Annotated in this window: 11 protein-coding genes; 7 read left to right on the top strand and 4 right to left on the bottom strand. The window is 69.5% G+C overall.

What is annotated here, in order from left to right; translation table 11 throughout:
• Positions 1-23 precede the first annotated feature (23 nt).
• Positions 24-695: an LON peptidase substrate-binding domain-containing protein gene (locus ACZ6O0_RS19355; RefSeq protein WP_465766289.1), complete on the bottom strand. Its 672-nt coding sequence runs from the start codon at positions 693-695 to the stop codon at positions 24-26.
• Positions 696-807: 112 nt separating this feature from the next.
• On the opposite strand from ACZ6O0_RS19355, the gene hisD reads away from it, so the two are divergent.
• The 6 genes from hisD (at position 808) to ACZ6O0_RS19325 (ending at position 7,313) form a co-directional block, all read left to right on the top strand.
• Positions 808-2,133 carry a histidinol dehydrogenase gene (hisD, locus tag ACZ6O0_RS19350; protein WP_465766288.1) on the top strand — a complete coding sequence of 442 codons (1,326 nt, stop codon included), beginning with the start codon at positions 808-810 and terminating at the stop codon, positions 2,131-2,133.
• The gene (locus ACZ6O0_RS19345) at positions 2,133-3,251 is read left to right on the top strand and encodes a histidinol-phosphate transaminase (protein WP_465766287.1); all 1,119 of its coding nucleotides are present in this window, start codon (positions 2,133-2,135) and stop codon (positions 3,249-3,251) included. The genes hisD and ACZ6O0_RS19345 overlap by 1 nt, the downstream gene beginning before the upstream one ends.
• A complete protein-coding gene (gene hisB / locus ACZ6O0_RS19340; RefSeq protein ID WP_465766286.1) occupies positions 3,248-3,847 on the top strand; it encodes an imidazoleglycerol-phosphate dehydratase HisB in 600 nt (199 codons plus the stop codon). The genes ACZ6O0_RS19345 and hisB overlap by 4 nt, the downstream gene beginning before the upstream one ends.
• On the top strand, positions 3,844-4,485 hold the full coding sequence (gene hisH, locus ACZ6O0_RS19335; protein WP_465766285.1) for an imidazole glycerol phosphate synthase subunit HisH: 642 nt from the start codon (positions 3,844-3,846) through the stop codon (positions 4,483-4,485). The genes hisB and hisH overlap by 4 nt, the downstream gene beginning before the upstream one ends.
• A 188-nt stretch (positions 4,486-4,673) precedes the next feature.
• Positions 4,674-5,987: a glutamate decarboxylase gene (locus ACZ6O0_RS19330; protein WP_465766284.1), complete on the top strand. Its 1,314-nt coding sequence runs from the start codon at positions 4,674-4,676 to the stop codon at positions 5,985-5,987.
• A 21-nt stretch (positions 5,988-6,008) separates the two neighbouring features.
• Entirely contained in the window at positions 6,009-7,313 is a 1,305-nt protein-coding gene (locus ACZ6O0_RS19325; RefSeq protein WP_465766283.1) for a DUF2254 domain-containing protein, read from the top strand.
• A 22-nt stretch (positions 7,314-7,335) separates the two neighbouring features.
• Here ACZ6O0_RS19325 and ACZ6O0_RS19320 read toward each other — a convergent pair whose 3' ends face one another.
• The gene (locus ACZ6O0_RS19320; protein WP_465766282.1) at positions 7,336-8,523 is read right to left on the bottom strand and encodes a cation:proton antiporter; all 1,188 of its coding nucleotides are present in this window, start codon (positions 8,521-8,523) and stop codon (positions 7,336-7,338) included.
• A gap of 162 nt (positions 8,524-8,685) precedes the next feature.
• Here ACZ6O0_RS19320 and ACZ6O0_RS19315 point away from each other — a divergent pair, with 162 nt between their 5' ends.
• Positions 8,686-10,089, top strand: coding sequence for an alkaline phosphatase PhoX (locus ACZ6O0_RS19315; protein ID WP_465766281.1), 1,404 nt, complete (start codon positions 8,686-8,688; stop codon positions 10,087-10,089).
• Positions 10,090-10,148: 59 nt separating this feature from the next.
• Here the strand turns inward: ACZ6O0_RS19315 and ACZ6O0_RS19310 are convergent, their stop codons facing one another.
• Together ACZ6O0_RS19310 and ACZ6O0_RS19305 are read right to left on the bottom strand one after the other, a co-directional pair.
• The gene (locus tag ACZ6O0_RS19310) at positions 10,149-11,528 is read right to left on the bottom strand and encodes an ABC transporter substrate-binding protein (protein ID WP_465766280.1); all 1,380 of its coding nucleotides are present in this window, start codon (positions 11,526-11,528) and stop codon (positions 10,149-10,151) included.
• 10 nt (positions 11,529-11,538) lie between these two features.
• Positions 11,539-12,495 carry a carbohydrate ABC transporter permease gene (locus tag ACZ6O0_RS19305; protein ID WP_465766279.1) on the bottom strand — a complete coding sequence of 319 codons (957 nt, stop codon included), beginning with the start codon at positions 12,493-12,495 and terminating at the stop codon, positions 11,539-11,541.
• Positions 12,496-12,498: the final 3 nt, after the last annotated feature.

Raw genomic sequence — 12,498 nt, 5'->3', positions numbered from 1 at the left:
TGGGATTCATTTCGGTAGCGTCGTCAGTTCGGGGACATGGTCGACCAGTTGATGAGGTCGGTGGCGGGGAGGGAGGGGAGGGCCGCGATCGCGGAGAGTTCGCTGTCGAGGAGGCCGACCAGCTGGACCAAGCGGGAGGTGGTGTCGGGGGCCTCGAGGAGCTTCTGGCGGTCGGGGGTGAGCAGCGTCATCGCGGCCGACATCAGGAACGACAGCGTGCCCGGGTCGTCGGGCAGCTCGCCGATGTGCAGTCCGGGGCGGCTGACCTCGCTCACGGCCGCGGCGTACTTCCGGAAGCGGGCGACCGCGATCGTCGCCGTACCCAGGGGGTCGTCGCCGAGCTCCTCGTCGAGCCACTCGACGTCGCCGACCAGGTAGTCGCCGCTGCCGTCCAGCTCGGCCACCTTGAACCGCCGGTTGCCGGTCAGGGTGATCTCGACCGGACCGTCGTCGTCCTGGTCCAGCGTGATCTCCGAGATCGTCGCCGCGCAGCCGGTGCCGTACAGCGACCGGAAGACCCGCTCACCCAGCTCGTACCCGTCCCGCACGGCCAGCGCGCCGCAGACCAGCTCTCCACCGTTCTCGACCAGGTCGCGGATCACCGCGCGGCCCTGGACATCGGTCACCGGAACGGGGAGCACCAGCCCGGGAAAGATCACTGTGTCGACAGTGAGCAGCGGCAGGCGGGAGTCCATGCCGACGAGCCTAGGGCATGTCCACCCCCGATCACGCCTGGTGACAGCACCGGTGCGGCCGTCCTGTGGATACGCGGTCGGGGCGGGAGGCCGCCACCACTAGACTGACGGCATGATTCGCCGCGTCGACCTGCGGGGCCGAGTGGCGGCCGGAGAGGTGCCTGACCTCCCCGCCGAAGTGAACGCCCTCGTCCCCCGAGCCGTGTTCGACGTCGAGAAGGCCCTCGACGTCGTCCGACCGATCTGCCTGGACGTCCGCCATCGTGGACTCGCGGCGATCAGGGAGTACGGCGAGCGGTTCGACCATGTCCGCGTCGACGACATCCGGGTCCCGGCCGACGCCCTGAAGACCGCGCTGGAGGAGCTCGACCCGGAGGTCCGCACGGCCTTCGAGGAGTCGATCCGCCGGGTCCGTGAGGTCAGCCAGGACGAGCTCACCGCCGATGTCGTTTCAGAGCCCGCGCCCGGCGGCCGGGTCACGCAGCGGTTCGTCCCGGTCCAGCGCGTCGGGCTGTATGTCCCGGGCGGTCGTGCGCCGCTGGCGTCCAGCGTCGTGATGAACGTCGTGCCCGCACAGGTCGCCGGCGTCCCGTCTCTCGCGGTGGCATCCCCGCCGCAGAAGGAGTTCGGTGGTCTGCCGCACCCGACGGTGCTCGCGGTGTGCGCGCTGCTCGGGATCGAAGAGGTCTACGCGATGGGCGGCGCGCAGGCGATCGCCGGTTTCGCGTACGGCTTCGACGGCTGCCGCAAGGTCAACCAGATCACGGGTCCCGGCAACATCTACGTGGTCGCCGCCAAGCGGTTCCTGCTCGGTGAGGTCGGGATCGACTCCGAGGCCGGCCCGACCGAGATCGCGATCCTCGCCGACGACACCGCGGATCCGCAGCACGTCGCCGCGGACCTGATCAGCCAGGCCGAGCACGACCCGATGGCCGCCAGCGTGCTGGTGACGCCGTCCGAGAGCCTGGCCGCGAAGGTCGAGGCCGAGTTGCCGCTGCAGGTGGCGAAGACCAAGCACCAGGACCGCGTGACCGAGGCGCTCGGCGGTCAGCAGTCGGCCGTCGTCCTGGTCGACGACCTCGAGCAGGGCACGGCGGTGGTGGACGCGTACGCCGCCGAGCACCTGGAGATCCAGACCGCGGACGCGGAGGAGCGGGCCGGCCTGATCACGAACGCCGGCGCGATCTTCGTCGGCGGTTGGTCACCGGTGTCCCTCGGCGACTACTGCGCGGGCTCGAACCACGTCCTCCCGACGGCGGGGTGCGCCTGCCACTCGTCCGGCCTGTCGGTGCGGAGCTTCCTGAAGGCGGTGCACGTCATCAACTACTCACGCGACGCCCTGTACGACGTCGCCGGCCACGTGGTCGCGCTCGCGCACGCCGAGGACCTGCCGGCGCACGGTGCCGCGGTGTCGGTGCGATTCCCCGGGGAGAGCTGATGGGCCGGTTCGACGGGCTGCCGATCCGCGAGGAGCTCAAGAGCTTCGAGCCGTACGGCGCCCCGCAGCTCGACGTCCCGATCCTGCTCAACGTCAACGAGAACCCGTACCCACCGAGCCAGGAGACCGTCGCCGACATCGCGGCCGCGGTCTCGGTGGCGGCGAGCGGGATGAACCGCTACCCGGACCGCGAGTTCCTCGACCTCCGGGCCGATCTCGCGGCCTACCTGGGCCGCGAGTCCGGTGCGCAGCTCACCGCCGAGCAGGTCTGGGCGGCGAACGGCTCCAACGAGGTCATGCTGCACATCCTGCAGGCCTTCGGCGGCCCCGGGCGGACGGCGCTCTCGTTCGCGCCGACGTACTCGATGTATCCGGAGTACGCCCGGGACACGAACACGGGCTGGGTCACCGGTCGCCGGGCCGAGGACTTCACCCTCGACCGGAGCAAGGCGCTGGCCGCGATCTCCCGGCACCACCCGTCGGTCGTGCTGCTCGCCTCGCCGAACAACCCGACCGGCACGGCGCTGCCGATCGAGGTGGTCGAGGCGATCGCCGCCCGGACGGCCGCGATGGGATCCGTCCTGGTCGTCGACGAGGCGTACGCCGAGTTCCGCCGGGCCGGCACTCCGAGCGCGGTCACATTGTTGCCGTCGTACCCGAATCTCGCGGTGGCGCGGACGATGTCGAAGGCGTTCGCGATGGCCGGCGGCCGGGTCGGATACCTTGCCGCGAGCAAGCAGTTGGTGGACGCGCTGCGGATCGTCCGGCTGCCGTACCACCTGTCCGCGGTGACCCAGGCGGTCGCGCGGGCGGCGTTGCGGCACTCCGACGAGTTGCTCGGCCGGGTCGAGCAGTTGCGGGTCGAGCGGGACGAGACCGTCGACTGGCTGCGGTCGCTGGGCCTGCGCGCGGTCGACTCGGACGCGAACTTCGTGCTGTTCGGCACGTTCGCCGACCGGCACGCGGTCTGGCAGTCGCTGCTGGACGACGGCGTCCTGATCCGGGAGACCGGGCCGGACGGCTGGCTGCGGGTCTCGATCGGCACCAGCGAGGAGATGGCCGCGTTCCGCGCTTCACTGGAGCGCATCCTCAAGACAGACACGGGAAGGCTGACATGACCCGCACCGCGCGGATCGACCGGGAGACCAGTGAGTCGAAGGTCCTGGTCGAGCTGAACATCGACGGCGAGGGGCGCGCCGACATCTCGACCGGCGTCGGGTTCTACGACCACATGCTCAACGCGCTGGCCAAGCACGCGCTGCTCGACCTGCACGTGAACACGGTCGGTGACCTCGAGATCGACGCGCACCACACCGTCGAGGACACCGCGATCGGCATCGGCCAGGCCTTGAAGGAGGCGCTGGGGGACAAGCGCGGGATCCGCCGGTTCGGCGACGCGACGGTGCCGCTCGACGAGGCGCTCGTACATTGCACGGTGGACCTGTCCGGACGCCCGTACTGCGTGCACACCGGTGAGCCGGACGGACAGGTGTACGCGATCATCGGCGGCGACTACGCCGGGTCACTGACCCGGCACGTGTTCGAGACGCTCGCGTTCAACGCCGCGATCTGCATCCACATCCGGGTGCTGTCCGGCCGGGACCCGCACCACATCGTCGAGACCCAGTTCAAGGCGTTCGCCCGGGCGCTGCGGGCGGCCGCCGAGCCGGATCCGCGGCAGCCGGGGATTCCCTCCACCAAGGGTGCCCTGTGACGAAGAAGGTCGTCCTCTTCGACTACGGCTCCGGCAACATCAGGTCGGGGGAGCGGGCGCTGCAGCGCGTCGGCGCGGACGTCACCGTGACCTCCGACTTCGACGAGGCGCTGAACGCCGACGGACTACTGGTCCCCGGCGTCGGCGCGTTCGAGGCCTGCATGACCGGCCTGAAGGCGGTCCGCGGTGACGTGATCGTCGACCGTCGGCTGAGCGGCGGCCGCCCGGTCCTCGGTATCTGCGTCGGCATGCAGATCCTGTTCGCCCGCGGCATCGAGCACGGCGTCGAGACCGAGGGCTGCGCCCAATGGCCCGGCACCGTCGAGCGCCTCCAGCCCGAGACCGGCGAGCCGGTCCCGCACATGGGCTGGAACACCGTCGACGTCCCGGCCGGCACCACCGTCTTCGAGGGCATCGAGAAGGAACGCTTCTACTTCGTCCACTCGTACGGCGTCCGCAGCTGGCAGCTGACCGACACCCGGGAGTCGGTGACCCCGCTCGTCACCTGGACGACGTACGGCGGTGACCGCTTCGTCGCGGCCGTCGAGAACGGCCCGCTGACCGCGACCCAGTTCCACCCGGAGAAGTCCGGCGACGCGGGCGCCGGCCTGCTGGCCAACTGGGTCCGCTCGCTCTGACCCGGTCGCGGCGACTCATGCGGTGGGGGTGAGGACGGCTCGGGCGCGCTGGTATGGGATGGGTCACGGCGGCACGGACGTGTCGCCGTGATCGAGGGGTGTGGTCGGCGATGGGTGGGATCAGCAGCACCACGGGACGGGCGGCCGTCGATATGGCTGTCACACCGCGGTTCACCAGAGACAGCGTGATGGCGGTCCCCAAGGACCGGATGCCGGATCAGGAGATGCTGCCGCAGTCGGCGTACCAGATCGTCCGGGACGAGGTGATGCTGGACGGCAACGCCCGGTTCAACCTGGCCACATTCGTGACCACGTGGATGGACGACGAGGCGGACCGGCTGTACGCCGAGACGGTCGACAAGAACATGGTCGACAAGGACGAGTACCCGCAGACGGCGGAGATCGAGAGCCGGTGCGTGCTGATGCTCGCCGACCTGTGGAACGCGCCGGACACCGCCGACGCGATCGGGACGTCGACGACGGGCAGCTCCGAGGGCTGCATGCTGGGCGGCCTGGCGCTCAAACGGCGCTGGCAGCACGCCCGGCGCGCCGCGGGCAAACCCTTCGACCGGCCCAACCTCGTGATGGGCCAGAACGTGCAGGTCGTGTGGGAGAAGTTCGCCGAGTACTGGGACGTCGAGCCGCGGTACGTGCCGCTGGAAGGCGACAATCTCTACCTGACTGCCGACCGGGCCCTGAGGTTCGTGGACGAGAACACCATCGGCGTGGTGGCGGTTCTCGGCTCGACGATGGAAGGCAGTTACGAGCCGGTCGCCGAGATCTGCGCCGCCCTGGACGACCTGGAGCAGCGGACCGGGGTGTCCGTGCCGGTCCACGTCGACGCCGCGTCCGGTGGCTTCGTGGCGCCGTTCCTGCAGCCGGACCTGGTGTGGGACTTCCGGCTGCCGCGGGTGGCCTCGATCCAGGCGTCCGGGCACAAGTACGGGCTCGTCTATCCCGGCGTCGGCTGGGTGTTGTGGCGGCACAGCGTGAACCTGCCCGAGGAACTCGTCTTCAGGGTGAACTACCTCGGGGGGAACATGCCGACGTTCGCGCTGAACTTCTCCCGGCCAGGGGCACAGGTGCTGCTGCAGTACTTCCAGTTCCTGCGGCTCGGCCGGGACGGTTACCGGCGCATCCAGCAGACCTGCCAGGACGTCGCCGTCCACCTCAGCGACGCGATCAACAAGATGCCCGAGTTCGAGCTGGTCTCGGACGGACGGGACCTGCCGGTGTTCGCGTTCCGGATGGCCGACGGCATCACCAAGTACACGGTGTACGACGTCTCCCGGAAGCTGCGCGAGCGGGGCTGGCTGGTGCCGGCGTACACGATGCCGCCGAACCGGGAGGATCTGGCCGTCCTGCGGGTGGTCGTGCGCAACGGGTTCAGTCACGACATGGCCGACATGTTCCTGCGTGACCTGCGGGTCGCGGTCGAGTGGCTCGACGGGCTGGTGGCTCCGATGCCGCAGGAGAAGTCGCCGGCCGGCTTCCATCACTGACCACCTGAGCGGCAGCGACCGATGATGTCCTGGGCCGCCGGCTTCCGGGCTCGCCAGTTCGTCCGGCAGAGCCTGTGGGTGGTCCCGCTGCTCGGTGGCGTGATCGGTGCGGTGCTGTCCGATATCGACCGGAGGTTCGAGGACCGGATCACGCTGCCGCCCGGGTGGTCGTACTCCGTGGAGACCGCGAGCAGCGTGTTGTCGGCCGCCGCGGCCGCGATGATCGGGCTGATCGGCTTCGTGGTCACGATCGGCGTGCTGGTCGTGCAGATGGCGACCGGCACGCTGTCGCCCCGCTTCATGCGGTTGTGGTACCGCGACCGGCTGCAGAAGTTCGTCCTCGCGGCGTTCACGGCCACCTTCACCTTCACCTTCTCGCTGCTGCGCCAAGTGGAATCCGAGAGCGTCCCCGACCTGGGCATCACGATCGTCGGGCTGGCCGTCGCCGCCGACCTGATCCTCCTGCTGGTGTACTTCGACCGCTTCGTGCACGCGCTCCGGCCGGTCGCCGTCGCGGCGGCGATGGTCAAGGCCGGTCTCGCGATCGAAGCCGAGCAGGACGGCCTCACCACGACGGCCGACCACTGGGACGGGCGCCGTACGCCGGACGCACGGGTGCCGGCGCCCCGGTCGGGCGCCATCCAGGACATCGACATCCCGGGCCTCGTCCGGTTCGCGGCGGCCCGCGACCAGGTCTGCGTCGTACCGCACACGATCGGTGACTTCGTGACCGTGGGGAGTGTGCTGATGGAGGTCCACGGCACGGCGAGCGAGACCGACCTGCGCCGGCTCGCGGGAATGGTCTCGCTGGGCCGGGAGCGCACGATCGACCAGGACCCGGCGTTCGCGCTGCGCATCCTGGTCGACATCGCCATCCGCGCTCTGTCACCGGCGGTCAACGACCCCACCACGGCGACCCAGATGCTCAACCACATCGGCGCCCTGTTGCTCGGGATCGGATCCTCCGAGCGCGCCTTCCGGGGCACCGCCCTCGACGCCGACGGACGGGTCCGGCTGGTCGTCCGGACCCGCGAGTGGGCGGACTACCTCGACATCGCGGTGACCGAGATCCGTCGGTACGGCGCCACCTCGCCGCAGACCTGCCGCCGGTTGCGCGCCCTGCTCGAGGACCTGCGCGCCGGGGTGCTGCCCGAACGCCGGGCGGCCGTACAAGACCAGCTCGACGCCCTGGACCGGGCCACCGACGCCGCGTTCGCCGACCCGTTCGAGCGGTCGCTGGCCAGGCTCAGCGACCGGCAGGGCCTCGGCACCGCCCGATCCGGCGAGTCCTCCGACGCCCGCCGTTTGATCGGCCCAGCGGGCTGACCGAGGACCTCACCACAGCCCGTCACGACTGGCCAGGCTCCTCGGCCTGGCGGGCGAGTCTGTGGTCGAGGGCGACGGCGATCGCGGGGAAGACCAGGACCGACAGGACGCCGGCGCCCACCAGCGCGGCGGCGTTCTCGGGGAGCATGTGGCCGGTCTCGAGTCCGATCTGGCTGAGGGCGACGAGCAGCGGCAACGCCGTCGACACGATGAAGACGAGTTCGAACCGTCTCGTCCGGGGGAGTGCGGACCGGTACACGACCAGCGTCGGGAGGCCTCGGACGGTCAGCAGCAGGAGGAAGAACAGGAACAACCGCCCCGGGGCGTCGACGATGGACTCCACGTCGAGCCCCATCCCCGACGAGACGAAGAAGATCGGGATGAAGAAGCCGTAGCCGACGGCGTCGAGCTTGTGGTCGAGCGCCCCGAGCTCTCCGGGCGCCCACCGGCGCAGGACGAGGCCGGCCACGAAGGCGCCCAGGACCACGTCGAGCCCGAAGTCGTTGGCGACGACGAGCAGGAGCAGCAGCAACGCGACGGTCCACCGCAGTGTGGTCTGCGATGTCGCGTGCTCTCCCTCGGCCAGGATCCGGGCGATCCGGCCACCCCGCCCCAGCCTGGGCAGCACACTCAGCAGCAGTGCGAGGAGGCCCATCGCCGCGATCGAGATGAGCCCGACGAACCGGCCGTGCGACCCGAGGAAGATCGCGATCGCCACCACCGGCAGGAACTCCCCGACCGCCCCCGCGGCCAGGATGTACGAGCCGAACGACCCGCGCAGCATGTTGTTGTCCCGCAGGATCGGCAACAGCGTGCCGAGCGCCGTCGTCGTCAGCCCGAGGGCGACCGGTACGAACGCCTTCACGACGCCGAGCGCCGCGAGCCCGCCGACGATCGCACAGGCCAGCGTGATCGTGACCAGCCACCCGGAGACGGCGAGCCGGCCGGCCAACTGCCGGAAGACCGTCAGGTCCAGTTCGTAGCCCGCCAGCAGGAACAGGAATCCCAGACCGACGTTCGCGAGCAGTTGGATGCTGCTCGGGTCGGCCAGGTCGAGGACGTGCGGCCCGACGACCACACCGCCGAGAATGAGCACCACGACCTGAGGAACCCGCAGCCGGCCCAGCAACCCGACGAGCACCGGTGTCACGGCTGCCACCACCGCGACCACGAACAGGCTGGTCAGTCCCGAACCGAGATCAGTGCTCATCTGACCAGACTGACCGCGCTTGCGGGCCGCCGACTCCCTCAGGCCGGACGACCGCACCCGGTGGCGGGGTGGGTTCCTGACACGCGTTCTCTTGCTGTTAGTGAGTCGTTTACCGTACGTTCACTGGCGACCACTGCTTGTACCGAAGCTAGGAGGCCGCCCGTGTCCGAACTCCAGTCCAACTCCCTGTCCAGGCGTCAGTTCGTCGGCCGTGCGGCCGCGGCGGGTGTTGCGGTCAGCCTGGCCGGCTCGGTCGAGGCGCTCTACACCGCGCAGCCCGCGCTCGGGACGTCCGGCCCGAAGATCGGCTACGGCCCGCTGATCGAGGACCCGGACGGCATGCTCGACCTGCCGCGCGGGTTCGGCTACAAGATTCTGTCCCGCGAGGGCACGGTCCGGCCCGACGGGCTGAAGATCCCGAGCCGGTTCGACGGCATGGGTGCCTTCGCGGATCGCGACGGCGGGTCCCGCCTGGTCCGCAACCACGAGTGCAGCCCGACCTCGGCGATCAAGGTGGTCGCTCCGGCCGAACGCACGTACGACCCGGCCGGTGCGGGCGGGACCAGCACGCTGGTCGTCGACCGGCACAACGCGGCGACGAAGGAGTTCGTCAGCCTTGGCGGTACGGCGATCAACTGCTCCGGTGGCATCACCCCGTGGCGCACCTGGCTGACCTGTGAGGAGACCGAGCTCAAGGCCGGCGAGAGCGGTTACACCAAGGACCACGGCTTCATCTTCGAGGTCGATCCGTACGACGACCGCCGCAACGTGAACCCGACTCCGCTGAAGCCGATGGGCCGCTTCCAGCACGAGGCGGTTGCCATCGACCCCTCGACCGGCATCGTGTACGAGACCGAGGACGCGTTCGTCGCTCCGCTCGGCGGCTTCTACCGGTTCCTGCCGAACCGCCCGCGCGGCGGCTGGGGCTCGTTGCGGGCCGGTGGGGAACTGCAGGCGATGCACATCCCGGACCTGCCGGACCTGTCCGTGGTCCAGGAGGCCGGCGCGCTGTTCCACGGCGTGCAGTGGGTGAAGGTCCCGGACCCGCTGGCGACGACCGAGTCGGTCCGGGCGCAGGACTACGCCAAGCCGATCACCGGCGGCTACAAGCTCGAGGGCTGCTGGTGGGGCACCCGGGACCGCTGTGTGTACTTCGTCTCGTCGTTCGCCCGGACCGAGCTCGGCCCGAAGGTGGACCACGACGGACAGGTCTGGCGGTACGACCCGCGGAAGCGGACGCTGCGGCTCGAGGTGATCTTCACCCGGCCGGCCCCCGGCTCGGACAACCCGGAGTTCGATGCCCCGGACAACATCACGATGTCGCCGTACGGCGGGCTGATGATGTGCGAGGACGGGCTCGGCGACCAGCACATCCTCGGCACCACCGAGGACGGCCAGGTGTTCAAGTTCGCCCGCAACCGGGTCAACCTCGGCACCCCGGAGGAGCCGGAGTACGGCGAACTGTCCGGGGCCGGGTTCTCCGCCGACGGCCGGACGATGTTCTTCAACGTCTACAACCCCGGCATCACGTACGCCATCACCGGGCCGTGGCGCCGCCGGCGGTAAGCACTACGAGGTGAACGCCCGGCTCGCGATCGGGTCGCGAGCCGGGCCTGCCCTGCTTCCTACTGGGCGACTTTGAACAGGTCGTTCAGCTGGGTGTTGAGTTTCGTCAGCGAGCTGACCGGCGAACTGCCGATGTAGACGGCGTCGAAGCGTGGCGCCATCAGCGCCGCGATGTCGGCCGCGTTCGTCGTCACCGGGAACAGGAACGTCGTCTTGTCCACGACCTGCTGGGTGAACGGCGTGACGTCGAGCTTGCGCTCGGACTTGTTGTAGGCGATCGCCAGTTCGGTCCCGGCCGGCCGGGCCGGGAAGACGACGCCGGACTGGCCGATGATGTTCTGGCATTCCTCGCCGGACAGGAACTTGACCCACTTCGCGGCGTTCTCGGGCTGCTTCGACAGCGTGGTGACCGAGTCGGCCAGGCCGTTGAACATCGACGCTCGCTTGCCGCTCGGCCCGATCGGGGTCGGCGCGAGCCCGATGTCCAGCTTCTTCCCGGCGGAGTCGGTGAGCTTGGTGAAGGTGGAGATCATCCACGACCCGCTGAGACCGAGCGCCGCCGTACCGGACTGGATCTGCTTGTCCGTGCCGATCGCGTTCGCGCCGCCGATCTCCTCGAAGCTGGGCATGTACCCCTTCTGCACCAGGCCGAAGTACCAGCTCAGGGTGTCCTGGAGGGCCGGCTGGTCGAGGTTGAACCTGGTGCCCCAGGGGTTCTTGTCGGTGGCCTCCCAGCCGGCGCTGCCGGTGAACGCCGACCACTGCGTCTGGCCCCAGCCACCGCCGCCGGAGCCCTCGGAGGCGAGACCGTGCGTCTTCACGTCGGACTTGTCGAAGCCCGGCTCGTCACCCCGGACGCCCTTGCCGTCGATGGTGAGATGTGCGACCAGCTTCTCGAACGTGCCGCCGTCCTGGGGATTCCAGGTGAGGTTCTGCAGGTCGGCGGGATCCACGCCGGCCGCCTTGAGCGCCGCTGCGTCGTAGAAGATGGCGATCGTGTCCCAGTCCTTGGGTGCGCCGTACCGCTTGCCGTCCTGGCCCTTCCACAGTTCGGCCAGGCCCTGCTGGTAGTCGTCGTCCTTGATGTCGCTGGTCGGGCCGAGGTCGTCGAGCGGGCGGAGGACCTTCAGGTCGACGTACTGGGCGAACTTCGACAGGTGGTCGGTGAAGACGTCGGGTGCGGTGTCGGCGATGAAGCCGGCGGTGAGCTTGGACCAGTAGGCGTCCCAGCCGTACTGCGAGATGTGGATCTTCAGGCCGGGGTTGGCCTTGGCGAACGCGTCGGCGCACTTCTGATAGCCCGGCTGCTGCGCCGAGTCCCACAGCCAGTACTCGATGCTGCCGTTCGCGCTGCTGCCGGTGGTGCCGCCGCAGGCGGTCAGGGCCGCCGCGGTGAGCAGGGCGACCGCGGTGCGGATCCGGTGCCGGAAGGTGATCATGCCCGCCTCCTCACTTGATCCCGCTGAAGCCGATGGAGTTGACGATGCGCTTCGCGAAGAGCATGAAGAGCACGAGCATCGGAAGGGCGGCGACGAGCGTGGCGGCCATCAGGCCGGACCAGTCCGGGCCGGTCTGCGGCGTCTGGGACTTGAAGACGCCGAGCGCGACGGTGAGGACGCGCGATCTGTCGGTGTAGCTGACCATCAGCGCCCAGAAGTACTCGTTCCAGGCGGCGATGTAGGTGAGGATCGCCAGCGTCGTGATCGGCGCGACCGACATCGGCAGGATCAGGCGGAAGAACACCCGCACCTTGGAGGCGCCGTCCATCAGTGCGGCCTCTTCGACCTCGCGGGAGATGCCGAGGAAGAACTGGCGCAGGAAGAACACCGCGAACGGCGTCATGAACATCGTCGGCAGCGCGATCCCGAGCAGGGTGTCGACCAGACCGAGCTGCTTGACCAGCACGAAGTTCGGCAGCAGCGTGAAGATCGCCGGGATCATCAGGCCGGCCAGGAAGAACGCGAAGAACTTCTCGCGGTGCTTCCACTGCAACCGCGCGAACGCGTACGCCGCCATCGCGGAGAAGAACACCTGGCCCGCGGTGATGAGCGTGGCGACGACGACGGAGTTGAACAGGTAGCGCCAGAAGTTGATCGCCTGCCCGGCGCCACCGGCGTCGATGGCCTCCTGTCCGGTCTGCAGGCCGAAGACCCGCTCGAAGCCGCCGGTCGAGGGCTGCACCGGCAGCAGGTTGTCGGAACCCGCGTAGAGGGCGTTGTTGCTGGACAGCGCGGTGCGCAGCATCCAGTAGAAGGGGAAGAGACTCACGAGGATCACGAGGATCATGAAGGTCCAGGCGAGCGCGCGACCGGCGCTGAACCGGTGCGGCTCGCGCGGGGTGGCCACGCGTTTCGTGACAACTCCGGGTGCCGGGGCGGTGACCTTCGGGGTGGTGTCGGTGGTCATGGT

Source organism: Kribbella sp. NPDC048837 (assembly GCF_055586945.1).
This window is presented reverse-complemented; position numbering and strand designations above follow the sequence as displayed.